The following is a 23,749-nucleotide window of genomic DNA, read 5'->3' on the forward strand; positions in this document are numbered from 1 at the left end:
TTCCCGTGCCCATGACACACTTCTGACGCTCCGTCAGATGACTGTCCGGGGAGGGATTGTGTCGCGTACACGCACGCCTGTGGTCGAGGGTTGGTTCGCCGGCGAAGGGGACGGTTTCCGGCTGCTCGGCACGCGCTGCTCGCTCTGCGCCTCGGTCTTCTTCCCTCGCGAGGACATCCACTGCCGCAATCCCGGCTGTCAGGGCGGGGAACTGGTGGAGATCCCCCTCTCGCGGCACGGGTGGATCTGGTCGTACACCGACAGTCGGTACCGGCCTCCGTCACCCTATGTGACGAACCCGGAACTTCCGTGGGAGCCGCATGCGTTGATCGCGGTAGAGCTGCCCGCCGAGCGGATCGTGGTGCTGGGACAGGCGGCTCCCGGGGTCACCGTCGCCGAACTGACGGTGGGCATGGAGGTGGAGGTCGTCCCGGGGGTGCTCCATGAGGACGCGGAGACGACCTGGACGACCTGGCAGTGGCGGCCGACGGGGGTGACGGCATGACGGGTGAGGTGGCGGTGCTGGGCGCGGGGATGCACCCGTGGGGCAAGTGGGGACACAGCTTCGTCGAGTACGGGGTGAAGGCGGCGCGCGCGGCCCTCGCCGACGCGGGTCTCGACTGGCGGGACATCGGCTCGGTCGTCGGCGCGGACACGGTGCGTGGCGGCTATCCGGGATATGTGGCCGGCGCGACCTTCGCCAAGGCGCTGGGCTGGCAGGGGGCTCGGGTGACGAGTGTGTACGCGGCGTGCGCGTCGGGGGCGCAGGCCGTCAACACCGCGCGGGCGCAGATCCTTTCGGGCCAGGCGGACGTCGTCCTGGTGGTGGGCGCGGACGCGGCGCCCAAGGGTTTCTTCCGGCCGGCGGGCGGTGACCGGCCCGACGACCCGGACTGGCTGCGCTTCCGGGTCCTGGGCGCCACCAATCCGACGTACTTCGGGCTGTACGCCCGTCGCCGGATGGCCGTGCACGGGGACACACCGGAGGACTTCGCGCAGGTCAAGGTGAAGAACTCGGCGATGGGCGCGCTCAATCCGAACGCCCGCTACCGCAAGCGGGTCACCGCCGACGAAGTCGCCGCCTCGGCCGTGGTCGCCGATCCGCTCCGGCTGCTCGACATCTGCGCTACCTCGGACGGCGGGGCGGCTCTGGTGCTGTCCGGCATGGAGTTCGCGCGCCGGCACGGGCGGGCGGACCCGGTGCGGATCCGGGCGGTGTCCACGGTGACGCCGACCTACCCGAGCACCGTGCTTGACCTGCCGGACATCGCGACGGACTCCGCGGTGGCGGTGGAACCGGCGGCGGAGACGTTCCGGGCGTCGATCGCCCGCGCGGCCTACGAGGAAGCGGGCATCGGCCCCGAGGACCTTTCCCTCGCCGAGGTCTACGACTTGTCCACCGCCCTGGAGTTGCAGTGGTACGAGGATCTGGGGCTCTGCGCGGAGGGCGAGGCCGCGAAGCTCCTCCGGGAAGGGGCCACGAGTCACGGCGGGCGCATACCGGTGAACGTGAGCGGGGGGCTGGCCTCTTTTGGGGAGGCGGTTCCGGCGCAGGCGATCGCCCAAGTGTGTGAGTTGGTCCGGCAGTTGCGGGAGGAGGCGGGAGATCGGCAGGTCGCGGGAGCGCGGGTGGGGATCACTGCGAACCAGGGGCTGTTCGGGCATGGGTCGGCGGTGATCGCGGTGCGGTGACGCGTCGGCGGCGAGGTCGCGTCGGCTGGGAGGTCGCGTCGGCCGCGGTGACACTTCGACTGCGGTGACGCTTCGGCTGCGGTGGCGCTTCGGCTTCGTTCACGGGCTGAGGGTCGGCTGGAGCCACGGTCGGGCAGTCGACGGCGTCGGCGATCTGGGACCAAGTCGCGTCGGCGATCGGAGTGTCGGCCGCGTCAGCGATCGAGGCGTCCACCGTGTCGGCGATCGGGGAGTCGGCCGTGTCCACCGGCTTGGACACGGTCACGTCGGACGGTGGAAGCTCTCGCTCGCACGCTGTGTGACCTGCCCGGAATCCTGCGTGAACGTCTTATGAACTGGCCCTGGGCGTGCGCCGGTGGAGTCATTATGCTGCCGTGCGCTCCTGGACGGATACTCTCCGCTTCGCCTTCCAACCGGTGGTCAACCTGACCACCGGAGGGGTCGCGGGGCTGGAGATACTCGCCCGGCCGGAGAGCGGCGACATCCTGGCCGAGGCCCGCCGGGATCCCGAACTCGACGGCAGGCTGGCCGTGTTGGCGGTCCGGGCCGCCGTGCGCCGGGAGACGCTGCTGCCGCTGCACGTGAACGTGTTCGCCGGTACGCTCGCCGACCTCGGTGGCCTCACCCCGCTGCACGACGCCGTGCGGGCGGCGGGACGGCTGCCTTGGGAGGTGACCGTCGACATCGGGCCGCCCTACACACACGTGCCCCAACAGGCCCTCCTGGAGGCCGTGGACGCCTTGCGTGAGCAGGGCTTCCGGATCAGTGCGGACGGCATCGGGGACGGCGACGTACCCCTGCGGCTGCTCACCGACATGGCGCCCGACCTGGTGAAGCTCGACGCGTCCCTGCTGCTGCGGCCCGCGGCGGTGCGGGCGATGCGGACGCTGTGCGAGGAGTTGGGCGCGCTGCTGTCCGTGGAGGGCGTGGAGACGGAAGGGCAGTACGCGGCGGCGCTGGCGGCCGGTGCGCAGCTGGCCCAGGGCGAGTTGTTCGCGCCGCCGTCCCGGTTGCCGGTCGCGGACGTATACGTTCCGCCCCGCCCGCCCGACGCCGTGGCGATGCCGAAGTCGGGTCCGTCGGTGCGGGAGTTCGTGCGGCCCGCGGCTCTGCTGCCGGCCACCGCGTCGGCCGGTCAGGTGCGGGCGCTGCTGACCGGCTCGCCGGAGGTGTCCGGGGTGCTGCTCGTGGACAGGAACGGGGTCCCGGTGCGGTCGGTGCACCGCTCGCGCTTCCTGCTGTCGATGTCGGGGCGCTACGGACACGCGCTCTACGCCGACCGGCCCGCCGCGAAGCTGGGTGATCCGCCGCGGACGGTGGGGGTCGACGCCACCGCGTGGGAGGTCCTGGACGTGCTCGCCGTGGGCGACCGGGACCGCACGTCGGACGACGTGGCGGTCGTCGACCACTACGGGCGGTGCCTGGGCGTCGTACGACTCGCGGATCTCGTACGGGCGTTGGCCGAGAGCCGGGTCGAGGAGGCGGCCGGGCTCAATCCGCTGACGCGGCTGCCCGGTTCGGACGCGATCACCGGAGAGGTGGACCGGCGGATCGCGGACGGGCGGACGTTCGCACTGAGTTGGCTGGATGTCGACCACTTCAAGCAGGTCAACGACGGGGCCGGGTTCGCGGCGGGCGACGAATTGATCCGGGCGGTGGGGCGGGCGTTGCAGCACGCGGCGTCCGGCAGCACCCGGGTGGGCCATATCGGCGGGGACGACTTCCTGGTGCTCGCCGACCCGCAGGGCCTGGATCCGCTGGCCGTCTCGGTGCTGGACACACCCTGGTCGGCCGGCGGGCGTCCCGTCACGTTGTCGCTGGCCACGGTGCTGTGCCCGCCGGGCAGTGTGGCCGACCACCGGCAGGCCGCCGCCTGCCTGGCACCGCTGAAGCAGGCCGCGAAGTCGCTGTACGGGGCGAGTTGGGTGCTGGGCCGAGCGGGACTGCCCGGCCACGAGATCCTGCGCGGCTCGGGGGCGGCGCCTGCGCAGACGGGGTGCGCGGTGGCGGAGCCGGGGCGGGGCTGACTCCCTTCGGCGGGCGGAGTCCGGTATGGGCTGCCCTCTCCTCTCGGCCGACAGAGGCCCCGCGGAGGTCAGCTCCCCCTCGCAGGGCGGACCCGCCGCCTCTCCCCCTGTCATCGTTCCCGTCCGCGACCTTGACGCTCTCTGGGTGCCGGTGAACACTTCCCGTTGTCGGTCGACATCGCCGTACATACACGGCGTATCCACGCACTGCGCCGCGGGCCCCGCCTGAGCAACAGGCCCACTCGCCAGGGCGATTTCGGCCAGGACGGCACGCTCGTCACGGACGCCGAGCGGGGCGCGGGTTCTTCCCTGCCTTCGGCTGAAGTCGCCATGGGAAACGCACCCTGCACGCAGGACCGGGGTCGACAGGCCCCCGGGCCAGGTCCTAGGAGCCGCCATGAGCAACGGAGACATCTTTCTCGGCGAAGTCATCGGTACCGCGATCCTGATCCTGTTCGGCGCCGGTGTGGTAGCCGCGGTCGTACTGAACTACTCCAAGGCGAAGGACGGCGGCTGGATCGTCATCGCCTTCGGCTGGGGGTTCGGCGTGATGGCCGGCGCGTACACCGCAGCCCCGCTGTCCGGCGGGCAGCTCAATCCCGCGGTGACGATCGGCATCGCCATCGACACCGGGAAGTGGGACAAGGTCCCGCTCTACATAGCCGGGCAGATGGTCGGCGCCATGCTCGGCGCGGTCCTGTGCTGGCTGGTCTATCTCGCGCAGTTCCAGGCGAACGCCGAGGAGGAGATGGCGCAGCCGACGCTCGGGATCTTCTCCACCACCCCGACGATCCGCAATCCCGTGGCGAACCTCATCACCGAGATCATCGCGACCATCGCGCTGGTTCTGCCCATCCTGGCCTTCGGGCTGACGAAGGGGCTCGGTGAGTCCGGCACGGCGGTCCTGGTCGTCTCGTTCCTGGTGGTCGGCATCGGTCTGTCCCTCGGCGGGCCGACCGGCTACGCCATCAACCCGGCCCGTGACCTGGGCCCCCGTATCGTCCACGCCCTGCTGCCGATCCCCAACAAGGGCACCTCGGACTGGGGTTACTCGTGGATCCCGGTGGTGGGACCGCTGATCGGCGGAGCGCTCGCCGGGCTCATCTTCAACGTCGCTTTCTGAGCTTTCCGAGCTTTCCGAGCTTTGGGAGCTTTCTGATCCGGTTCGGAGGGCCGCGCGGTCCTCCGAACCCACAGCCGTCCTCCCACCCGCAGCCGTCTGCCACGCGCAGCCGCCTCCCGATCCTCCAGCCTCCAGCCTCCAGAGCAGCTTTCCGCAGTACACGACGAAGGGGACGTCATGACGGACAAGTTCGTCGCCGCCATCGACCAGGGCACGACCTCCAGCCGCTGCATAGTCTTCAACCAGGACGGCGCGATCGTCGCCGTCGACCAGCGCGAACACCGCCAGATCTTCCCCAAGCCGGGCTGGGTGGAGCACGACGCCACCGAGATCTGGTCGAAGGTGCAGGCCGTGGTCGCCGGGGCGATCGCCAAGGCCGGGCTGCGCGCCGACCAGCTCAGCGCGCTCGGCATCACCAACCAGCGCGAGACCACGGTCCTTTGGGACCGCGCGACCGGCAAGCCCGTGCACAACGCCATCGTCTGGCAGGACATGCGCACCGCGGCCCTGTGCGAGCAACTCGGCGGTACGGACGGGCAGGACCGTTTCCGCGAGCAGACCGGCCTGCCCCTGGCCACCTACTTCGCCGGACCCAAGGCGGCCTGGCTGCTCGACAACGTGCCCGGCCTGCGGACCCGCGCCGAGAACGGCGAGATCGCCTTCGGGACCATCGACTCCTGGCTGATCTGGAACCTCACCGGCGGCACCGACGGCGGCAAACACGTCACCGACGTGACCAACGCCGGGCGCACCATGCTGATGAACCTGGAGACCCTCCAGTGGGACCAGTCCATCCTGGCCGCGATGAACATCCCCGAGGCGATCCTCCCGGAGATCAGGTCCTCGGCCGAGACCTACGGCACCGCGGTGGGCCAACTGGCCGGTGTACCCGTCGCCTCGGCCCTAGGCGACCAGCAGGCGGCCATCTTCGGACAGGCCTGCTACGACGTGGGCACGGCCAAGAACACGTACGGCACGGGCAGTTTCCTGCTGCTCAACACCGGCAACCGGCCGGTGCCGTCGAAGAACGGCCTGCTGACGACGATGGGCTACAAGATCGGCGACGAGGCCGCGGTCTACTGCCTGGAGGGGTCGATCGCCATCACGGGCGCCCTCGTCCAGTGGTTCCGCGACCAGCTCGGCATCATCCGCGCCGCCGACGACATCGAGCCCCTGGCGGCGAGCGTCGACGACAACGGCGGCGCCTACATCGTGCCCGCGTTCTCCGGCCTGTTCGCGCCGTACTGGCGGTCCGACGCGCGCGGGGTGATCACGGGCCTGACCCGGTACGTCACCAAGGCGCACCTCGCCCGGGCCGTGCTGGAGGCGACGAGCTGGCAGACCCGTGAGGTCGTGGACGCCATGTACCAGGACTCCGGGGTGCACATCACCACCCTGAAGGTGGACGGCGGCATGACCAAGAACAACCTCCTGATGCAGCACCAGGCGGACGTGCTCGACGTACCCGTGGTCCGTCCCAAGGTCTCCGAGACGACCTGCCTCGGCGCCGCCTACGCGGCCGGGCTCGCCACCGGCGTGTGGAACGACCTCGACGAGCTCAAGGCCCACTGGCAGAAGGACGTGGAGTGGACGCCCTCCATGGAGGCGTCGGTCCGCGACCGCGAGTACCACAACTGGCGCAAGGCGGTGGAGAAGAGCTTCGCCTGGGAGGAGGGCGGCGACAACTAGGCACGCGCACGCGTGCGTTGCGACCGGACACACGCGCGCGTGCCTGCCGACAGAGCTGCGGCCCGTACCCCGGTCGGCGAGGGTACGGGCCGTGCCCGTGCGTCAGGAGTGGTGGATCAAGGGGTGACGGCTGCCTCGGCGGGCGGCGGCGTCAGGTGGTGACCGACTTGCGGCGCTCGGAGGCGAGCGCCATGGCGTGCTGGACGACCCCGATCAGCACCTCCTTGACGGACGTACGGTCGCGCGCGTCGCACAGGACGAGCGGCACGTCCTCGTCGAGGTCGAGGGCCTGGCGGACGGACTGCTCGGGGTAACGGGCGCTGCCCTCGAAGCAGTTGACGCCGACGACGAAGGGTATGGAGCGCCGCTCGAAGTAGTCGACGGCGGCGAAGCAGTCCTCCAGGCGGCGCGTGTCGGCGAGCACGACGGCACCGAGCGCGCCCTCGGAGAGCTCGTCCCACATGAACCAGAACCGTTCCTGCCCGGGCGTGCCGAACAGGTACAGCACCAGGTTCTCGCGGAGCGTGATGCGGCCGAAGTCCATCGCCACGGTGGTGGTGTGCTTGCCCTCCACCCCGCTGGTGTCGTCGATCGGCCGGCCCGCCTCGGTGAGCAACTCCTCCGTGCGCAGCGGCCTGATCTCGCTGACCGCGCCCACGAGGGTCGTCTTGCCCACGCCGAAGCCACCGGCCACCAGGATCTTGAGCGTGACCGGCTCGACCGGCGGCTTGCCTCGCTCAGTACGCCCGAACATCATCGTTCTCTTCTCCTGCTGGGTGGGGGGAGTCTGCGTCCGGCTCCCCGATCGCACTGTTCGGAACCATCTCCGCAGGCGGGTGGCCGACTTGCCGCAGAGAGGTGTCGACGATCGGTCAGATCATATCGGTCGCGCCGCTTCGACGCCCGGTCCGTACCTGCCGGCGAGGACATCGTGGATGTTCACAACACGCGGTGGCCGCACGGATGATGAGAAAGTGGAGGTGGCAGTCAGGCAGACCGGAAAGCGACCAGCGATCACCAGGAGCCAGCACGATGCATACGTCGAAGCCCCGGCCCAGCGACGGATCCGCGGGCCGCGTCCAGTCGCTGGAGCGGGCCATCACACTGCTGGAAGCGACGGCCGACAGTTCGCCGGACGGCGACACGGCGGCCAACCTGGCGGCGCGGTGCGGGATCAACCGCGCCACGGCCTGGCGGCTGTTGTCCACGCTGGAGCAGCACGGGCTGGTGGAGCGCAGCCCGGTCAGCAACCGCTACACGGTCGGCTTCTCGGTGGCCCGGATGGCATCGGTCGCCGGCTTCGACGGACTGATCCGCCGGGCCCACGGCACGCTGCGCCGGGTCAGCGAACAGACCGGCGAGACCGCGAACCTCGCGGTGGTACGGCAGTTGGGCCTGACGTACATCGACGAGGTGACGCCACCCGTGGTGCTGAGCGCCAAATGGCTCGGCCGGCAGGTGCCGTTGCATGCCACCTCGACGGGCAAGGCGCTGCTGGCCTGGCTGCCCCCGGAGGAGGCCGAGTCCCTGCTGACCGAGCCGCTCACGGCGTTCACGGACACCACGGTCACGGAACGCGGCAGGCTGGCAGCCGAGTTGGCGGAGACACGGGAGCGCGGATACAGCGTCTGCGTCGGCGAGATGGAACGGAATCTGTACGGGGTCTCCGCGCCGGTGCTCGGCAGCCGCGCGCGACCGTTCGCGATCGTCAGCATCTGGGGGCCGAAGGACCGGGTGCCCGAATCGCGGTTCGCGGACCTCGGGGTGCTCGCGCGGGCGGCGGCGGACGAGATCGCGGGGGCGGCTCGGGCCGTATAGGGCGCGGGACTTGCAAGGCGCGGTCGGGCGGGCGCGGAGGCACGGTCGGGCGGGCGCGGGCGGTCCGCGGAGGCACGGTCTTGACGGTCCGGCTCCTCGCCCCGCATGTTCGTATGGTGCGACGGTTGTTCACCAAGTGAGCGGCAGAGAGAGGAACCCGCGCCTCATGAACCAGGACGTCATCATCACCTGCGCCCTCACCGGCGCCGGCGACACCGTGCGCAAGAGCCCGCACGTGCCCGTCACCCCCGAACAGATCGCCGCGTCCGCCGTGCAGGCCGCCGAGGCCGGTGCCGCCGCGGTCCACATCCACGTACGCGATCCCGAGACCGGGGCGCCCTCGCGTGATCCGCGCCTGTACCGCGAGGTCGTCGAGCGCATCAAGGAGACCGGCACCGACGTCGTCATCAACCTCACCGCCGGCATGGGCGGCGACCTGGTGATAGACCCCGAGGAACCGCTGAGGCACCTCCCCGGCACGGACCTCGTCGGCGGCCTCGAACGGCTTCCGCACGTCGAGGATCTGCTGCCGGACATCTGCACCCTGGACTGCGGTTCCCTCAACTTCGGTGACGGGTCCAGCCTTTACGTCTTCACGCCGGACATGCTGCGCGCGGGCGCTCGGCGGATCCAAGAACTGCGCGTGCGGCCCGAGTTGGAGATCTTCGACACCGGACACCTGTGGTTCGCCAAGCAGTTGCTGGCGGAGGGGCTGCTGGACGAGCCGACCGTGTTCCAGCTGTGCATGGGCGTGCCGTGGGGCGCGCCCGCGGATCCCGGTGTGCTGCAGTCGATGGTCAACTTCCTTCCGGAGGGCGCCCAGTGGGCCAGCTTCGCGCTGGGCCGGATGCAGATGCCGTGGGTGGCGCAGTCGATCCTGCTCGGAGGGCACGTGCGCGTGGGCCTGGAGGACAACCTCTATCTCGGCAAGGGCGTCAAGGCGACCAACGCGCAGTTGGTGGAGCGGGCGGTGACGATCGTGGAGGCGCTCGGAGCGCGGGTCGCGACACCGGACGAGGCCCGGCTCAAGTGGGGCCTGAAGCGGTGACGGATCCCGCCGCGCCCTCGCACTCGTCCGCCGCCACTCCCCTGCCCCCGTCCGTCCCCGAAGACGTACGCCAAGTCGCCTGCGTAGGCGCCGGAGTGATCGGCGGTGGCTGGGTCGCCCACTTCCTCGCGCGCGGCTACGACGTCACCGCGTGGGACCCGGCCCCCGACGCCGAGGTCCGCCTGCGGCGGCTGGTCGACGCTGCCTGGCCCGCGCTGGAGCAGCTCGGTCTCGCCGTCGACGCCTCACCGGACCGCCTGACCACCACGGCGACGCTCGAAGAGGCCCTGGCCGGGGCGGAGTTCGTGCAGGAGAGCGCCCCCGAGAAGCTGGACCTCAAGCGCGAACTGCTCGCCGAGATCGACGCGTTGACGCCAGCCGGGGTGATCATCGCCTCCTCCACCTCCGGTTACCCGATGACGGACATGCAGACCGAAGCCGGCACGCCCGGCCGGCTGGTCGTCGGTCATCCCTTCAACCCGCCGTATCTCATCCCGCTCGTCGAGGTGGTCGGCGGTGAGCGGACCGAGCAGAGCGCGGTGCGCTGGGCGTCCCGTTTCTACGAGGTCGCGGGCAAGTCCGTCATCACCATGGACCGCGAGGTGCCCGGGTTCATCGCCAACCGTCTCCAGGAGGCCCTGTGGCGGGAGGCGTTGCACATGGTCGCGAACGGTGAGGCGACCGTCGGCGACATAGACCTGTCCATCACCGAGGGCCCGGGCCTGCGTTGGGCGGTCATGGGGCCGATGCTGACCTTCGCGCTGGCCGGCGGCGAGGGCGGAATGGCCCACATGCTGGACCACTTCGGCCCGTCCCTCAAATCCCCGTGGACCCGCCTGGCGGCACCGGAGTTGGACCGCGCGCTGTACGACGCGGTGGTCGCCGGCTGCGACGACGCCGCCGACGGCCGTACGATCGCCGACCTGGTCGCCGAACGGGACCGGGGCGTCATCGCCGTACTGCGCGCGACAGGGCGGCTTCGGGAGGACGGTGCCGGATGAGCCTGCCGCTGTTCCGGGAGACCGTGCGGCCCGAGTGGATCGACTACAACGGGCATATGAGCGAGGCGTTCTACGTCCTCGTCTTCGGCTTCGCGACGGACGAACTGGTGGAGCGAGTGGGGCTGGATCCGGCGTATCGCGAGCGCACCGGCTGCTCCCTCTACACGGTCGAGGCGCACGTCCGCTATCTCCGGGATGTGCCGGTGGAGGCCCGACTGGCCGTGCGTACGCGGGTGTTGGGGGCGGCCGGGAAGAAGGTGCGGGTCACGCACGAGATGTACGTCGTCGCGGACCCGTCGGCCGAGCCGACGGCGGATGCCGAGCCGGTCGCCACCACGGAGTTGCTCGCTCTCCATGTGGATCAGGCGGCGGGTCGTGCGTCCGCGTTCCCCGATGCCGTCCTTGAGCGGCTCAACGCCCTTACGGAATCGGCTCCTTGGTGGGCCGGCCGTTCCGTGGCGCCGGTGGGACCGGAGGGTCAGGTGGCTCGCGGACCGGGGTGATCGAGCCCGGTCCGCGAGCCGTTGGGCTCCGCGAGGGCTCGGTCAGAGCGCCCGGAGGCCGCTGATCACGTCGCGCAGGATGCTCTCGTCCGGGAGCTCGGCAGGGGGCACCGGCCGGGTCACATGGACGAACTCGCCGTTCACGAGGTCGCCGATGAGCACCCGTACGACACCGATGGGCAGGTCGAGTTCGGCCGCGAGTTCCGCGACCGACTGCGGTGTGTCCCGGCACAGGTCGACGATGTCCACGTGCTCCGGGGACAGCGTCGAGTCACCCTCCGGGTCGTCGGCCTGCGCTTCGGTCAGCACCACCGCGATCAGGTCGAGGCGATGCTGGCCCGGACTGCTGGTCCGGCCGCGCGTCATCGCGTACGGGCGGACGACCGGCCCGGCGTCGTCGTCGAACCAGTGGCTTCTTCCCTGACCGTCAGAGCTCATGACATCTCACTACCCGCCCGCGGGCAGATCGGTGCGCGGAGCGGCGCCCAGATGTACACCGACCCGCTTCACGAGGAGTGTCATCTCGTACGCGACCTGGCCCACGTCCGAGTCCGCGTCCGCGAGGACCGCGAGGCAGCTGCCGTCGCCGGCGGCTGTCACGAACAGGAAGGCCTCGTCGAGTTCGACGACCGTCTGCCGGACGCTCCCGGCCTCGAAGTGCCGGCCCACGCCCTTGGCGAGGCTGTGGAAGCCGGAGGCGACGGCGGCGAGGTGCTCGCTGTCCTCCCGGGTCAGGTCCTGGGACACGCCGGTGGGCAGGCCGTCGCTGGACAGGACGAGAGCCTTGCTGATGCTCGCGACGCGGTCCACGAGGTCGTCCAGGAGCCAGTTGAGCTCGCCGGACTTGTTCGTGGAGTGGCCGGTCGCCTTCGGTGCGGTCATCGACCGTCCCCCTTCGTTCCTTGTGGTGCAGTGCCGCTGTGGGCGTCGTCGTCCGCGGCATTCTCCTCGCGCCCGCGCTGCCAGCCTCGTTGCAGCGAGGCCATCCGGCTGCGTACCTCGTCGGCGTCGCGCTCCACGGGCTCGGGTCTGTCCGCGGTGCGCCGGACGGGGCTCTGCTTCAACTGCGGGGCCAGGTTGGCCTGTCGTACCCGCCGGGGCAGTGCGCCCGTGCCGGCGGTGGTGTCCGGTCCGGAACCGGCGCGGGTGCCCTGACCCGGACCGGCGCCTGTCGCCTGCTGGTCGCTCTCGCTCCCGGCGCCGATGGCGGGCGGGCGGGCGCGCAGGGGCAGGGCGGGGGCCTCGGGGGTATCTCCGGGGCCGTCGTGTCCCGATGCCGCCGGGGACTCGGGGCCGCCGGGGCGCAGCGGCGAGGCGCCGCGGCGGCGGGTCGGCAGAGGTGGCGCGCCCTGCTCGGTGGCCGGCCAGGCTCCCCGGCCCGTCGCGGGCTCGTCGCCCCGGCGGCGGGCGGGCAGCGCGCCGTCCGTCTCGCGTCGTCCCGGGTCCGCCGAGAGGGCGTCGTCCACGTCGTCGCGGCGGGACCGAAGTCCGCCGACCGGGCGGCCGTGCGAGCTGACCAGCTTGGGCGTGCCGCGGCGGGGCAGCGGGATCAGGGGGTTGCCGTCGTCGTCCGTGTCGCCGTCGCCCGGCTCACGGGACTCGGAGCCCTCCTGGGGCCGGCCGTCCTCGGCGAGGGTGATGGAGCGGCGCGGCCGGAACAGCCCGCCGCGCTCGCCCGCCTCGTCGTCGAGCGGGTCCGGGAAGTCCTCGATGGCGTCCAGGTCGACGGGCGCCTCCAGCTCGACCGGACCGTCCAGGAGCGCGGCCGGCAGCCCGGGTCGCGACCCGGAGAGGGCGGTGCGGCGCCCGTCCTCCAGCGCCGCCTCCTTCGTGGGATGGGGCCGGTCGAGGCGGAAGCCGATGCCGTTGGTGTCCGGGATGTCCTCGGTCAGCAGCGCGTCGGGGATGAAGACGACCGCGGTCGTGCCGCCGTACGGGGACGGCTGCAGGGAGACCCGGACGTTCTGGCGCTGGGCGAGCCGGCTGACCACGAAGAGGCCGAGCCGGTCGGTGTCGGAGAGTTCGAACTCGGGGGTCTCGGCGAGCCGCAGGTTTGCGTCCAGGAGGGCGTCGGCGGCCATGCCGAGGCCGCGGTCGTGGATCTCCAGGGTGAATCCGTTGGCGACGCGCTCGCCGAGCACCTGAACGGCGGTGTGCGGCGGGGAGAACACCGTGGCGTTCTCCAGGAGTTCGGCGACGAGGTGGGTGACGTCGGCGACGGCCGGGCCGGTGACGGCGACCCGGGGCAGCCGGCGTACCTCGATGCGCTCGTAGTCCTCGACCTCGGCGACGGCGGCCCGTACGACGTCCATGAGCTGGACGGGTTTGCGCCACTGCCGGGAGGGGGCCGCGCCGGAGAGGATCACGAGGCCCTCGGCGTGCCGGCGCATACGGGTCGTGAGGTGGTCCAGGCGGAACAGGTCGGCGAGTTCGTCGGTGTCCTCGGTCCGGCGTTCCATCGTGTCGAGCAGGGTGAGCTGCTTGTGCAGCAGGACCTGGCTGCGGCGGGCGAGGTTGACGAAGACCTCGGAGACCCCGGCGCGCAGTTCGGCCTGCTTGACGGCGGCCTCGACGGCGGCGCGCTGCAGGGTGTTGAGGGCGTGGCCGACGTCGCCGATCTCGTTGCGGTCGTACTCCAGGCGCGGGACCTCGGTCTCGACGTCGACCTGCTCGCCCGTGGACAGCCGGCGCATCACGCTGGGCAGCCGGACGCCGGACGCCTCGTGGGCCTCCAGGCGCAGCTGCCGCAGGTCGCGGATGAGGCCGCGGCCGACGCGCACGGACAGGAAGAGCGAGACCAGCAGGGCCACCAGGCCGAGTACGCCGCCGATGGCGACCTTGGCGATGACGCCGACGGCGACCGGCCGGACGCGGTCCTGATAGCGGTCGTCGGCCCGGTCGTTGAGGGTGCCGAGCTCGTCCAGGACCGTGCCCGCGGCGGTGTCCCAGCTCTGCGCGGTGACCTCGCGGGGCGCCCCGGACCCGCCCTTGACGGCGGACTGCTCGGCGGTACGCAGCGGAGCCGTCTCGGCGTTCTTCCAGAACCGCTCGTAGCGCGCGCGTTCGCTGGTGGGCAGCAGCGGCAGGTTGACCTCGTACAGCAGGTCGCGCTGGGCCACGAGGTCGGAGACCTCCCGCAGTTCGGTGCTCGACGGCTTGCCCACCACGAGGGCGGAGCCGAGCAGGGCGTCCTCGCGGGAGAGCAGTTCGCGGGCGCGGGCGAGGTTGGCCAGCGCGCGGTACTGCTTGTCCATCTCCACGTTGTCGACGACGTGGAGGTTGGTGAGCAGGACGTAACAGGGGTCGACCAGGCGGTTGTAGAGGTCGAGGGCCTGCGCCCGGTCGACGGTGCCGTCCTCGACGCTGCGGCGCAGGGAGTCGATGCCGTCGAAGGCGTCGAGCACCGCGCTCAGGTTGTCGCCGGTGCCCTGGCCCATCGCGTCGCGGACGTCCGGGTTCCCCGCGTTCTTGCGGATCTTCGCGACGGCCTGGTCGGTGGCGGTGCGGCTGCGCCTGAGGTTGCCGAGTCCGTCGGAGGCCCGCGGGTCCGCGAGGTAGACGAGACTCTGTCGGCGCTCCTGCTGCAGCACGCGGACGGTGTCCTCGATCGGGTAGCCGATCTTCTCGGTCACGTCCGAGACGTTGAACAGCTGTTCCGCCTCGCGTCCGGTGAGGACCGTGGCGAAGGCCCAGATCGCTGTCAGCGACACCAGCGGCACGAGAAGCAGCGCCACGATCTTCCGGCGGATGGACTTCCCGCGAAAGCGCATGGCCTCCCCCAGCTCGACCCCCGCCGGCCGGGGGCACATATGTACGTCAACAAACGGCGCGAGCCTACTACCGTCACACGCGTATCTCGAAGACCGGTCCGGAAGCTGAACTGCCGTGTGGGCGAAGACACATGGGGAGTTGTCCGGTGATGGGCGGATGTTGCGGCCCGCCACGGCTCGATGACCGTCGGAAGTCTTTCACCGTGTTCACGCGAACAGTTGGCCGGATTTTTTCGCTCGTTGGGAATCTTCAGGACGTGCCGTTCGTCCTTGTCTGTGAGAAATGGGGGGCGGAATCGGCTCCAGGAGCCGCATCCTGCACCCCGGCAGCGTAAAACAGCGCAAGCCGGGCAACCCAGAGGGGAGCCGTGCCATCTGACACGGTGCGAGGGGTTGCCGGCAGTGGGGAGTGACACGGTGATGGGCACGGCGGAACGGCGCGAGACGTCCGGGGACGACCTGGGGACGCGCCTGAAGGCGCAGCGGGGCCCGGAGGCGTCCGATCACGGCATCCCGACCGGCGCGCGCGAGGCGCCGATCGGACAGGACACGGAACAGAGCACGCAGTACGTCGTGGGGGCGGACCGGGTCGCGGAACCGGTGCAGTCTGCCTACCAGCCATTGTGGATCGAGGAGCCGGCCCGGCGACGCCGGATGCCCGATCCGGTCCGCACATCGGCGGTGCGGGCGGTGATCATCATCGCCGTGACCATGGTCCTGGCGATGGTGGCGTTCTTCTGCACCATGGCCGGCTCCTGGCTGGCCTTCCCGATGGTCATCAGCGCCGTCGTCAGCACGGTGGTGGCCACCTGGGGCGCGCTCGACATCTGGGTGACCCGCCAGGTGTGGAACCAGCGCAACGGCGTGGTGTCGATTCCCAGCAGCACCGCCCGCACCCTGCGCCGCGAGCGCCGCCGGGCCCGCCGCCAGGAGCGGTCCGCCGAGCGGGCCCAGGCCCGGATACGCAGGCGCGGCGGCAACGCGGGGCAGCTGTCGCACTCTTGAGGTCTTGAGGTCTTGAGGTCTTGAGGTCTTGAGAGTGCGTGCCCTCCGGTGGCCGGGGCGGGTGTCCTCGGGCCCGGAGGGCGAGAGTCCGCCGGGCCCGAAGGGGCATGCCCTCAAGGCACGCCCCCTCAACCCTCAAGACACGCCCCCTCAAAGCGCCGCAGGCTCCTGCTGAGTCTCGCTCTCCCCGCGCATGAGTTCGCGCCGGGCCCGCATGAAGGGGCGCGGCCGGTCCATGGACAGCACGGCGGTCGTACGGCCGTCCCGTTCGTAGAGGGCGAGGAAGCCGCCCTCGGCCGGTGTCCCGTCGGTGAGTTCGCCCTCGGCGATCCGGACGGTGTCCCCGTCCTGACGCCGGCCGGCGAACTGGATGCGGGCGCCGTACTGGTCCGACCAGAAGTACGGCAGTGAGCGCGCGGTCCGTGCGGTGTGCCCGGCGAGCAGGTTGGCCACGGCGACCCGGGGCTGCTCGGTCGCCGAGGTCCAGTGCTCGGCGCGGGCTCCGCCGACGCGGGCCACGTCACCGACGGCGACGACCTGCGGGAGCGAGGTGACGCAGCCGTCGTCGCACAGGACCCCGTCGTGCAGGGCGAGCGTCGAGCCCGCCAGCCAGCCGGTGTTGGGGGTGGCGCCGATGCCGACGATCACCACGTCGGCGGGGAGGACGCGGCCGTCGGACAGTTCCACGGCGGTGACGGTCACCGTGCCGTGCAGTGCGGCCACGCCGGTCCCGGTGACCAGGTCCGCCCCGCCGCGCCGGTGCAGGGCGGCGCACACGGCGGCCATCTCGGCGCCGAGTTGGGGCACGAGCGGCAGCGGGGCGGCCTCGACGACGGTGACGGCGTGACCGAGGGCGGCGCAGGAGGACGCGGTCTCGGCGCCGATGAACCCACCGCCGATGACGACGACTTGGCGCTGCCCCTGGGTGAGTTCCGCGCGCAGGGCGCGGGCGTCGTCGAGGGTGCGCAGGGTGTGGACGCCGGCCAGCTCGTCGCCCGGGAGGCGGCGGGCGCGGGCGCCGGTGGCGATGACGACGCCGTCGGTGGAGACCGTACGGCCGCCGTCGAGAAGGACGGTACGTCCGCGGGCGTCGAGTCCGCGGGCGCGGGTGCCAAGGAGCCACTCGGCATTGAGTTCGCCGGTCTCCTCGTCGTCGGTGAGGGCGAGTTGGTCCTCGTCGGCCCGTCCGGTGAGGAAGTCCTTGGAGAGCGGGGGACGGTCATAGGGGCGGTGGGGTTCGTCGCCGACGATCACCAGGCGGCCGTCGAAGCCCTGGGCACGCAGTTCCCGGGCGGCGTACAGACCGGAGAGGGAGGCGCCGACGACGGTCACGGTCCTCATGCGGCGGTGCCCTCCTGCGCGGCGAGATGGACGTGGACGACACCGTCGTCCACGGTGACGCGGTGGGTGCGGACCGCGCGCCGGGCCGGGAGGCAGGTCGGCTCGCCGGTACGGAGATCGAATGAAGCGGCGTGCAGCGGGCATTCGACCAGACACCCCTCCAGCCAGCCCTCGGAGAGGGACGCGTCCTGGTGGGTGCAGGTGTCGTCGATGGAGTACAACTCGCCCTCGTCCGTGTGGAACACGGCGACGGGCGGGGTCGTCTCGACGCGGACGGACTCGCCCTGGGGGAGGTCTTCGAGGCGGCAGACGGGAATCACGGGCCCCCCTCTCGGTCCGGGACACTCGGTCCGGGACCTGTGTGGTCCTGGCGGGATGCGGAACAGGAGTGCGGTGCGGTGCGGTGCGCGAGCGCGGACCTTCGTCGGTCCGGGCGGTGGTGCTGGTACCGGAAAGGGCTTGGTCCCGGTGGTGATGCGGGCGCCGGGTCACGCTCGGTCCGGCGGTGGTGCGGAGCCGGAAAGGGTTTGGTCCGGCGGTGGTTCAGGTGCCGGAATGGGCTTGGTCCGGCGGTGGAGCTGGCGCCGGGCCGGATGCGGCACGGCGGTTCGGCGGGTGCCGGGGCGTCTTCGGTCCGGCGGCCGAGATGTGCCGGACCTTCACAGGTCCGGGCGGTCCGGCCCCCTTCCGGAGATCGGACGCTTCGGTAACATGAAGTTTCGTATAGCGCACGAACCCGCGCCATGCGCAACAGAATCCGGTCGGGACAACCGTCGCGTCAAGGGTTTCCCGAAGATGCGGCCCAAAGATGGCCGTCAGGTGGTGAGAGTTGACCCATGACCCGTACGCAGAAGCAGCCTGACCGTGGCGAGGAGCCCTTGGGAAGCTCGGAGAAGCAGGGCGGCAGAGGCTCGGCCAGCGCCGTCCAGTCGGTGGACCGTGCCGTGAGCGTGCTGGAGATCCTCGCCCGGCACGGAGAGGCCGGCGTCACCGAGATCGCCGACGAGCTGGACGTGCACAAGTCCACCGCCTTCCGACTGCTCGGCGTCCTGGAGAACCGCGGCCTGGTGGCCCAGGCGAAGGACCGCGGCAAGTACTACCTGGGGGCCGGTGTACTACGCCTGGCGGGGGCGGCGGCAGTACGCCTGGACATCTCGCAGGAGGGCGTCCCGGTGTGCCGGGAACTCGCCGACGAGCTGGGCGAGACCGTGAACATCGCGGTCCTCGACGACGACGCGGCCGTCAACATCATGCAGGCCCGCGGCACCGCGTCCGTGACCGCGCAGAACTGGCTCGGCCGGCGAACCCCGCTGCACGCGACCTCCAGCGGCAAGGTGCTGCTCGCGCACATGTCGCCCACCCTGCGCGAGGGCCTGCTCGCCCGCTCCCTGCCGCGCTTCACCGAGCGCACCATCACCGGATCGTCCGCCCTGCGCGGCGAGTTGGAGGCGGTGGTCGAGCAGGGGTACGGGATCACGATCGAGGAGCTGGAGCTGGGGCTCACCGCGGTGGCCGTCCCGGTCCGCGCGCACGACGGCAAGGTCATCGCCGCGCTCAGCGTCTCGGGCCCGGTGTACCGGCTGAACGGCGACCGGCTGCCCGAGGTGGCCAAGCGCACGGTGGCGGCGGGGGCCGACCTGTCCCGCCGGATGGGGTACGGCTTCTGACCGACCCCGGAACAGACACACCGCACCCCCGGGACCGACACCCGGGAGGGGCGTCAGCGGCGCGGGACCGGAATCACCTGGTCCCGCGCCGCTGTGTATCCGGCAGATTTCGGCCGCCCCGTTCCTTTTGCCAAGGGTTAACGCCCACCTCTTGACGGCCCCATGACGGCGTTCTCAATATGTTCCTCATCGCGCAACCCATCGTGCACTGCGCAACAGCAGAGGAGCTTGGTCGTGCCACACGAGGTCCGTGCCGTAGTCGCTGTCAAGAAGGGCGCACCCGTCGAGGTGCAGACGATCGTCGTCCCCGATCCCGGTCCCGGAGAGGTCCTCGTCTCCGTCCAGGCCTGCGGTGTCTGCCACACGGACCTGCACTACCGGGAGGGCGCGATCAACGACGACTTCCCCTTCCTGCTCGGCCACGAGGCGGCCGGCACGATCGAGGCGGTCGGCGCGGGCGTCACCGACCTGAAACCCGGCGACTACGTGGTCCTCGCCTGGCGCGCCCCCTGCGGCAGCTGTCGCTCCTGTCGCCGCGGCCGCCCCTGGTACTGCTTCGACTCACGCAACGCCACCCAGCCGATGACCCTGCTCGACGGCACCCCGCTCAGCAACGCCCTCGGTATCGGCGCCTTCGCCGAGAAGACGCTGGTCGCGGCCGGGCAGGCGGTGAAGATCGACCCGGCGGCCCGCCCCGAGGCCGCGGGTCTCATCGGCTGCGGTGTGATGGCCGGCTACGGCGCCGCGGTGAACACCGGCAATGTCGGGCGCGGTGACTCGGTCGCCGTCATCGGCTGCGGCGGCGTCGGCAACGCGGCCATCGCGGGCGCCTGTCTCAACGGCGCGATGAAGGTCATCGCCGTCGACATCGACGACAAGAAACTCGACCAGGCGGAGAAGTTCGGCGCCACCCACACCGTCAACTCCCGTGGCACGGACCCGATCGAGGCCGTCCGCGCCCTCACCGACGGACACGGCGTCGACATCGCGATCGACGCGGTGGGCCGCCCCGAGACCTTCACGCAGGCCTTCTACATGCGCGACCACGCCGGCCTGTTGGTCCAGGTCGGCGTCCCCTCCCCCGAGATGAAGGTCGAACTCCCGCTGATCGACGTCTTCTCGCGCGGCGGCGCCATCAAGTCGTCCTGGTACGGCGACTGTCTGCCGAGCCGCGACTTCCCCTACCTCATCGACCAGTACCTGTACGGACTCCTCGACCTCAACGCCTTCGTGTCGGAGACGATCGCCCTCGACCATGTCGAGGAGGCGTTCGCCAAGATGCAGCGGGGCGAGGTGCTGCGCTCGGTGGTCGTCCTGTGAGCGCCGCCCGGCCCGTCGCCCCCGCGCCCGTCCCCTGAAGCCACACCGCCACCGTCCGCACCCCCGTCCCCCTGAACACCCCTACTCCCCCAGCGCGTTCACCCCCACCCCGGCAAGGAGGGGCATGTCCAGCACGCCCGAAACCCGCCCGCACGGTCCCCGTGTCGTCGTCATCGGCGCCGGCATCGTCGGCTGCTCGCTCGCCGACGAACTGACCGCCCGCGGCTGGACCGACGTCACCGTCCTCGAACAGGGCCCCCTGCCCGCCCCCGGCGGCTCCACCTCGCACGCGCCCGGACTCGTCTTCCAGACCAGCCCCTCCAAGACCCTCGCCGAGTTCGCCAAGTACACGGTGGAGAAGTTCGGTTCGCTCGAAGTCGACGGCGTCCCCTGCTTCAACCAGGTCGGCGGCCTTGAGCTGGCCACCACCCCGGAACGCCTCGCCGACCTGCACCGCCGAGCCGGCTACGCGGCGGCCTGGGGCATCCGCGGCGAGGTCGTGAGCACCGCCCGCTGCAAGGAACTGTGGCCCCTGGTCGACGAGTCGGTCGTCCTCGGCGGCTTCCACACCCCCGACGACGGCCTGGCCCGCGCGTTGCTCGCGTCTCACGCCCAGATGGAACGGGCCACCGCGCGGGGCGCCCGCTTCCTCGACCGCCACACCGTCACCGGCATCGAGAAGGAGAACGGCCGCGTCACCGGCGTCATCACCGACCAGGGCACCTTCCCCGCCGACCACGTCGTCTCCGCGGCCGGCTTCTGGGGCCCGGTGATCGGACGCATGGCCGGCATCGATGTACCGCTCCAACCACTCGCCCACCAGTACGCGAAGACGAAGCCGCTCCCCGAACTGGCCGGAGCCACCGCCGAGGCCACGCGGCCCATCCTCCGCTTCCAGGACCGCGACCTCTACTTCCGCGAGCACGCCGACCGCATCGGCATCGGCTCCTATGCCCACAAGCCGCTGCCCGTCGACCCGTTCGCGATCCTGCCGTACGACGAAGCACGCGCCCGGGACTTGGACATGCCGTCCTCGTTCCCGTTCACCGCGGAGGACTGGGCGCCGAGTTGGGAGGACTGCCGGTGGCTGGTCCCGGCGCTGCGGGACGCCGAGATCGAGGAGGGCTTCAACGGCGTCTTCTCCTTCACCCCGGACGGCATGCCGGTCCTCGGCGAGTCGCGGGCGCTGCGCGGCTTCTGGCTGGCCGAGGCGGTCTGGGTCACCCACTCCGCGGGGGTCGCGCGGGCCGTCGCCGAGTGGATGGTCGACGGCCGGCCCTCGCTCGACCTGCACGAGTGCGACCTCACGCGGTTCGAGGAAGCACAGCGTTCACCGTCGTACGTCCGTGAACGCGGTTCACAGCAGTTCGTCGAGGTGTACGACGTCCTCCACCCCCTCCAGCCGATGGAGAGCCCGCGCCCGCTCCGCGTCAGCCCCTTCCACGCCCGCCAGGAACAGCTCGGCGCGTTCTTCCTGGAGGGCGGCGGCTGGGAGCGGCCGCACTGGTACGAGGCCAACGCCCCGCTCGTGGACGGCCTCGACGCACTCCCCGAACGCGACGCCTGGTCGGCCCGCTACTGGTCCCCCGTCGCCGCCGCCGAGGCCCGTGCGACCCGCGAGAAGGTCGCCCTGTACGACATGACCCCGCTGCGCCGCCTGGAGGTCACCGGCCCCGGCGCCCTCGACTTCCTCGACCGCATGACCACCAACAACCTGCGCAAGAAGCCCGGCGCGGTCACCTACACCCTCCTGCTCGACGAGACCGGCGGCGTCCGCTCCGACCTCACCGTCGCCCGCCTCGCCCCGGACCGCTTCCAGGTCGGCGCCAACTCCCCCGCGGACCTCGACTGGTTGACCCGGCACGCCCCCGAGGGCGTGCACATCAGGGACATCACCTCCGGCACCTGCTGCATCGGCGTCTGGGGCCCCCTCGCCCGCGACCTCGTCCAGCCGCTGACCCGCGACGACTTCTCCCACGAGGCCTTCGGCTACTTCCGCGCGAAGGAGACGTACATCGGGCACGTCCCGGTCACCGCCATGCGCCTGTCGTACGTCGGTGAGCTGGGCTGGGAGCTGTACACCACCGCCGACCTGGGCCTGCGCCTGTGGGACACGCTCTGGGCGGCCGGCCAGGAGCACGGCGTGATCGCGGCCGGGCGCTCCGCCTTCAACTCCCTGCGTCTGGAGAAGGGTTACCGCTCCTGGGGCACCGACATGACCGACGAGCACAGCCCGTTCGAGGCGGGCGTCGGCTTCGCGGTGCGTATGGACAAGGTGTTCGTCGGCCGCGAGGCCCTCTCGGACACGCCGGTCACCCGCAAGCTGACCCCGCTCCTCCTGGACGACCCCGCCGCCGTGGTCCTCGGCAAGGAGCCCGTCTTCGTCGACGGCACCCCCGCCGGTTACGTCACCAGCGCCTCGTACGGCTACACGCTGGGCCGTTGCATCGCGTACGCGTGGCTGCCCGTGCTCCCCACGGGAGCCGCCGTGCATATCGAGTACTTCGGCGAGAAGGTCCCGGCGACGGTCGCCGAAGAGCCGTTGTTCGACCCCAAGATGACCCGCATCCGCCGCTAGGAGGCAGGCTGTGTCCCCGACTTACGACGTGATCGTCATCGGTCTCGGCGGCATGGGCAGCGCCGCCGCCCACCACCTCTCCGCGCGCGGAGCCCGTGTCCTGGGCCTGGAGAAGTTCGGCCCGGTCCACAACCGCGGCTCCAGCCACGGCGGTTCGCGGATCACCCGGCAGTCCTACTTCGAGGACCCGGCGTACGTACCGCTGCTGCTGCGCGCCTACGAGCTGTACGAGGACCTGCACCGGGCCACCGGCCGCGAGGTCGCCATCCTGCCCGGCGGGGTGATGGTCGGCCGCCCCGACTCACGGACCGTCTCCGGGTCGCTGCTGTCGGCCCAACAGTGGGACCTGCCCCACGAGATGCTCGACGCCAAGGAGATCCGCCGCCGCTTCCCGACGCTCGCACCGAAGGACGACGAGGTCGCCCTGTACGAGAAGAAGGCGGGGCTACTGCGGCCCGAGAACACGGTCGCCGCGCACCTCCAACTGGCCACCCGGCAGGGCGCCGACCTGCACTTCGAGGAGCCGATGACGCGCTGGGAGCCGTACAAGGACGGCGTCCGCGTGCACACCTCCGAGAACACCTACACGGCAGGTCAGTTGGTGATCTGCCCGGGCGCCTGGGCGCCGCAGCTGCTGACCGACCTCGGGGTGCCGTTCACCATCGAGCGGCAGGTCATGTACTGGTTCCAGCCGAAGGGCGGGGTCGATCCCTTCGTCCCCGAACGGCACCCGATCTACATCTGGGAGGACGCGGCCGGCGTCCAGGTCTACGGCTTCCCGTCCATCGACGGCCCCGCGCTCGGCGCCAAGGTCGCCTTCTTCCGCAAGGGCGAGGTCACCACCCCGGAGACCATCGACCGGACCGTGCACGAGGAGGAGATCCAGGCCATGGCGGACCACATGTCCGGCTGCATCCCGGATCTGCCCGGCACCTTCCTGAAGGCCGCGACCTGCATGTACTCCAACACCCCGGACGAGCACTTCGTGATCGCCCGGCACCCCGCGCACCCGGATTCGGTGACCGTGGCCTGCGGTTTCTCGGGGCACGGCTTCAAGTTCGTGCCCGTCGTCGGCGAGATCCTCGCCGATCTGGCCCTGACCGGCGCCACCGAGCACCCCATCGGCCTGTTCGACCCCGCCCGCCTCGCCGCCGCGCCCGCCTGAGG

At 71.2% G+C, this 23,749-nt stretch carries 20 protein-coding genes; 14 read left to right on the forward strand and 6 right to left on the reverse strand.

Features of this window, described 5'->3' with window-relative positions; translation table 11 throughout:
* Window positions 1-79 precede the first annotated feature (79 nt).
* From ACWDR3_RS30280 to glpK, 5 genes are all read left to right on the forward strand, one after another.
* The gene (locus tag ACWDR3_RS30280) at window positions 80-505 is read left to right on the forward strand and encodes a Zn-ribbon domain-containing OB-fold protein (RefSeq protein WP_450355779.1); all 426 of its coding nucleotides are present in this window, start codon (window positions 80-82) and stop codon (window positions 503-505) included.
* A complete protein-coding gene (locus ACWDR3_RS30285; RefSeq protein WP_450355757.1) occupies window positions 502-1,692 on the forward strand; it encodes a lipid-transfer protein in 1,191 nt (396 codons plus the stop codon). Before ACWDR3_RS30280 ends, ACWDR3_RS30285 begins: the two co-directional genes overlap by 4 nt.
* A 374-nt stretch (window positions 1,693-2,066) precedes the next feature.
* Window positions 2,067-3,719 (forward strand): EAL domain-containing protein, encoded by a 1,653-nt coding sequence (locus ACWDR3_RS30290; RefSeq protein ID WP_450355758.1) that lies wholly within the window; start codon window positions 2,067-2,069, stop codon window positions 3,717-3,719.
* A 397-nt stretch (window positions 3,720-4,116) separates the two neighbouring features.
* Window positions 4,117-4,842 (forward strand): MIP/aquaporin family protein, encoded by a 726-nt coding sequence (locus tag ACWDR3_RS30295; RefSeq protein WP_450355759.1) that lies wholly within the window; start codon window positions 4,117-4,119, stop codon window positions 4,840-4,842.
* Between the two features lie 177 nt (window positions 4,843-5,019).
* Entirely contained in the window at window positions 5,020-6,531 is a 1,512-nt protein-coding gene (gene glpK / locus ACWDR3_RS30300) for a glycerol kinase GlpK (RefSeq protein ID WP_450355760.1), read from the forward strand.
* Window positions 6,532-6,682: 151 nt separating this feature from the next.
* Here the strand turns inward: glpK and ACWDR3_RS30305 are convergent, their stop codons facing one another.
* On the reverse strand, window positions 6,683-7,288 hold the full coding sequence (locus ACWDR3_RS30305) for a GTP-binding protein (RefSeq protein WP_450355761.1): 606 nt from the start codon (window positions 7,286-7,288) through the stop codon (window positions 6,683-6,685).
* A 275-nt stretch (window positions 7,289-7,563) separates the two neighbouring features.
* Here ACWDR3_RS30305 and ACWDR3_RS30310 point away from each other — a divergent pair, with 275 nt between their 5' ends.
* The 4 genes from ACWDR3_RS30310 (at window position 7,564) to ACWDR3_RS30325 (ending at window position 10,901) form a co-directional block, all read left to right on the forward strand.
* Window positions 7,564-8,349, forward strand: a complete 786-nt coding sequence (locus ACWDR3_RS30310) for an IclR family transcriptional regulator (protein ID WP_450355762.1) — start codon at window positions 7,564-7,566, stop codon at window positions 8,347-8,349.
* Between the two features lie 166 nt (window positions 8,350-8,515).
* The gene (locus ACWDR3_RS30315; RefSeq protein ID WP_450355763.1) at window positions 8,516-9,397 is read left to right on the forward strand and encodes a 3-keto-5-aminohexanoate cleavage protein; all 882 of its coding nucleotides are present in this window, start codon (window positions 8,516-8,518) and stop codon (window positions 9,395-9,397) included.
* Entirely contained in the window at window positions 9,394-10,398 is a 1,005-nt protein-coding gene (locus ACWDR3_RS30320; protein WP_450355764.1) for a 3-hydroxyacyl-CoA dehydrogenase NAD-binding domain-containing protein, read from the forward strand. Before ACWDR3_RS30315 ends, ACWDR3_RS30320 begins: the two co-directional genes overlap by 4 nt.
* Window positions 10,395-10,901 (forward strand): thioesterase family protein, encoded by a 507-nt coding sequence (locus ACWDR3_RS30325; protein ID WP_450355765.1) that lies wholly within the window; start codon window positions 10,395-10,397, stop codon window positions 10,899-10,901. The genes ACWDR3_RS30320 and ACWDR3_RS30325 overlap by 4 nt, the downstream gene beginning before the upstream one ends.
* A gap of 42 nt (window positions 10,902-10,943) precedes the next feature.
* On the opposite strand, the gene ACWDR3_RS30330 is transcribed toward ACWDR3_RS30325, so the two are convergent.
* The 3 genes from ACWDR3_RS30330 to ACWDR3_RS30340 are packed head-to-tail and all read right to left on the reverse strand — an operon-like array spanning window position 10,944 to window position 14,671.
* Window positions 10,944-11,339, reverse strand: a complete 396-nt coding sequence (locus tag ACWDR3_RS30330; protein ID WP_450355766.1) for a DUF742 domain-containing protein — start codon at window positions 11,337-11,339, stop codon at window positions 10,944-10,946.
* A gap of 9 nt (window positions 11,340-11,348) precedes the next feature.
* Window positions 11,349-11,783 carry a roadblock/LC7 domain-containing protein gene (locus ACWDR3_RS30335; RefSeq protein ID WP_124002949.1) on the reverse strand — a complete coding sequence of 145 codons (435 nt, stop codon included), beginning with the start codon at window positions 11,781-11,783 and terminating at the stop codon, window positions 11,349-11,351.
* Window positions 11,780-14,671 carry a nitrate- and nitrite sensing domain-containing protein gene (locus ACWDR3_RS30340; protein WP_450355767.1) on the reverse strand — a complete coding sequence of 964 codons (2,892 nt, stop codon included), beginning with the start codon at window positions 14,669-14,671 and terminating at the stop codon, window positions 11,780-11,782. Before ACWDR3_RS30340 ends, ACWDR3_RS30335 begins: the two co-directional genes overlap by 4 nt.
* 420 nt (window positions 14,672-15,091) lie before the next feature.
* On the opposite strand from ACWDR3_RS30340, the gene ACWDR3_RS30345 reads away from it, so the two are divergent.
* A complete protein-coding gene (locus tag ACWDR3_RS30345; protein ID WP_450355768.1) occupies window positions 15,092-15,676 on the forward strand; it encodes a hypothetical protein in 585 nt (194 codons plus the stop codon).
* A 150-nt stretch (window positions 15,677-15,826) separates the two neighbouring features.
* Here ACWDR3_RS30345 and ACWDR3_RS30350 read toward each other — a convergent pair whose 3' ends face one another.
* Both ACWDR3_RS30350 and ACWDR3_RS30355 read right to left on the reverse strand, forming a co-directional pair.
* Complete coding sequence (locus tag ACWDR3_RS30350; protein WP_450355769.1) at window positions 15,827-17,017, reverse strand: NAD(P)/FAD-dependent oxidoreductase; 1,191 nt, start codon at window positions 17,015-17,017, stop codon at window positions 15,827-15,829.
* Window positions 17,014-17,337, reverse strand: a complete 324-nt coding sequence (locus ACWDR3_RS30355) for a bifunctional 3-phenylpropionate/cinnamic acid dioxygenase ferredoxin subunit (RefSeq protein ID WP_450355770.1) — start codon at window positions 17,335-17,337, stop codon at window positions 17,014-17,016. The genes ACWDR3_RS30350 and ACWDR3_RS30355 overlap by 4 nt, the downstream gene beginning before the upstream one ends.
* Before the next feature lie 516 nt (window positions 17,338-17,853).
* On the opposite strand from ACWDR3_RS30355, the gene ACWDR3_RS30360 reads away from it, so the two are divergent.
* The 4 genes from ACWDR3_RS30360 to solA all read left to right on the forward strand — a co-directional run bounded on the left by ACWDR3_RS30360 (window position 17,854) and on the right by solA (window position 23,747).
* Window positions 17,854-18,684: an IclR family transcriptional regulator gene (locus tag ACWDR3_RS30360; protein WP_450355771.1), complete on the forward strand. Its 831-nt coding sequence runs from the start codon at window positions 17,854-17,856 to the stop codon at window positions 18,682-18,684.
* A 234-nt stretch (window positions 18,685-18,918) separates the two neighbouring features.
* On the forward strand, window positions 18,919-20,004 hold the full coding sequence (locus ACWDR3_RS30365) for an S-(hydroxymethyl)mycothiol dehydrogenase (RefSeq protein WP_450355772.1): 1,086 nt from the start codon (window positions 18,919-18,921) through the stop codon (window positions 20,002-20,004).
* 124 nt (window positions 20,005-20,128) lie between these two features.
* Entirely contained in the window at window positions 20,129-22,582 is a 2,454-nt protein-coding gene (locus ACWDR3_RS30370; protein ID WP_450355773.1) for a GcvT family protein, read from the forward strand.
* Between the two features lie 10 nt (window positions 22,583-22,592).
* Window positions 22,593-23,747 (forward strand): N-methyl-L-tryptophan oxidase, encoded by a 1,155-nt coding sequence (gene solA / locus ACWDR3_RS30375; protein WP_450355774.1) that lies wholly within the window; start codon window positions 22,593-22,595, stop codon window positions 23,745-23,747.
* Window positions 23,748-23,749 lie beyond the last annotated feature (2 nt).

It is taken from the genome of Streptomyces sp. NPDC001002 (assembly GCF_053599215.1).

Coding starts and splice junctions, on each gene's coding strand:
- ACWDR3_RS30285 (WP_450355757.1), top strand. CDS start 502: ATGACGGGTGAGGTGGCGGTGCTGGGCGCGGGGATGCACCCGTGGGGC.
- ACWDR3_RS30295 (WP_450355759.1), top strand. CDS start 4,117: ATGAGCAACGGAGACATCTTTCTCGGCGAAGTCATCGGTACCGCGATC.
- glpK (WP_450355760.1), top strand. CDS start 5,020: ATGACGGACAAGTTCGTCGCCGCCATCGACCAGGGCACGACCTCCAGC.
- ACWDR3_RS30305 (WP_450355761.1), bottom strand. CDS start 7,288: ATGATGTTCGGGCGTACTGAGCGAGGCAAGCCGCCGGTCGAGCCGGTC.
- ACWDR3_RS30310 (WP_450355762.1), top strand. CDS start 7,564: ATGCATACGTCGAAGCCCCGGCCCAGCGACGGATCCGCGGGCCGCGTC.
- ACWDR3_RS30315 (WP_450355763.1), top strand. CDS start 8,516: ATGAACCAGGACGTCATCATCACCTGCGCCCTCACCGGCGCCGGCGAC.
- ACWDR3_RS30325 (WP_450355765.1), top strand. CDS start 10,395: ATGAGCCTGCCGCTGTTCCGGGAGACCGTGCGGCCCGAGTGGATCGAC.
- ACWDR3_RS30330 (WP_450355766.1), bottom strand. CDS start 11,339: ATGAGCTCTGACGGTCAGGGAAGAAGCCACTGGTTCGACGACGACGCC.
- ACWDR3_RS30335 (WP_124002949.1), bottom strand. CDS start 11,783: ATGACCGCACCGAAGGCGACCGGCCACTCCACGAACAAGTCCGGCGAG.
- ACWDR3_RS30340 (WP_450355767.1), bottom strand. CDS start 14,671: ATGCGCTTTCGCGGGAAGTCCATCCGCCGGAAGATCGTGGCGCTGCTT.
- ACWDR3_RS30345 (WP_450355768.1), top strand. CDS start 15,092: ATGGGCACGGCGGAACGGCGCGAGACGTCCGGGGACGACCTGGGGACG.
- ACWDR3_RS30350 (WP_450355769.1), bottom strand. CDS start 17,017: ATGAGGACCGTGACCGTCGTCGGCGCCTCCCTCTCCGGTCTGTACGCC.
- ACWDR3_RS30360 (WP_450355771.1), top strand. CDS start 17,854: ATGACCCGTACGCAGAAGCAGCCTGACCGTGGCGAGGAGCCCTTGGGA.
- ACWDR3_RS30370 (WP_450355773.1), top strand. CDS start 20,129: ATGTCCAGCACGCCCGAAACCCGCCCGCACGGTCCCCGTGTCGTCGTC.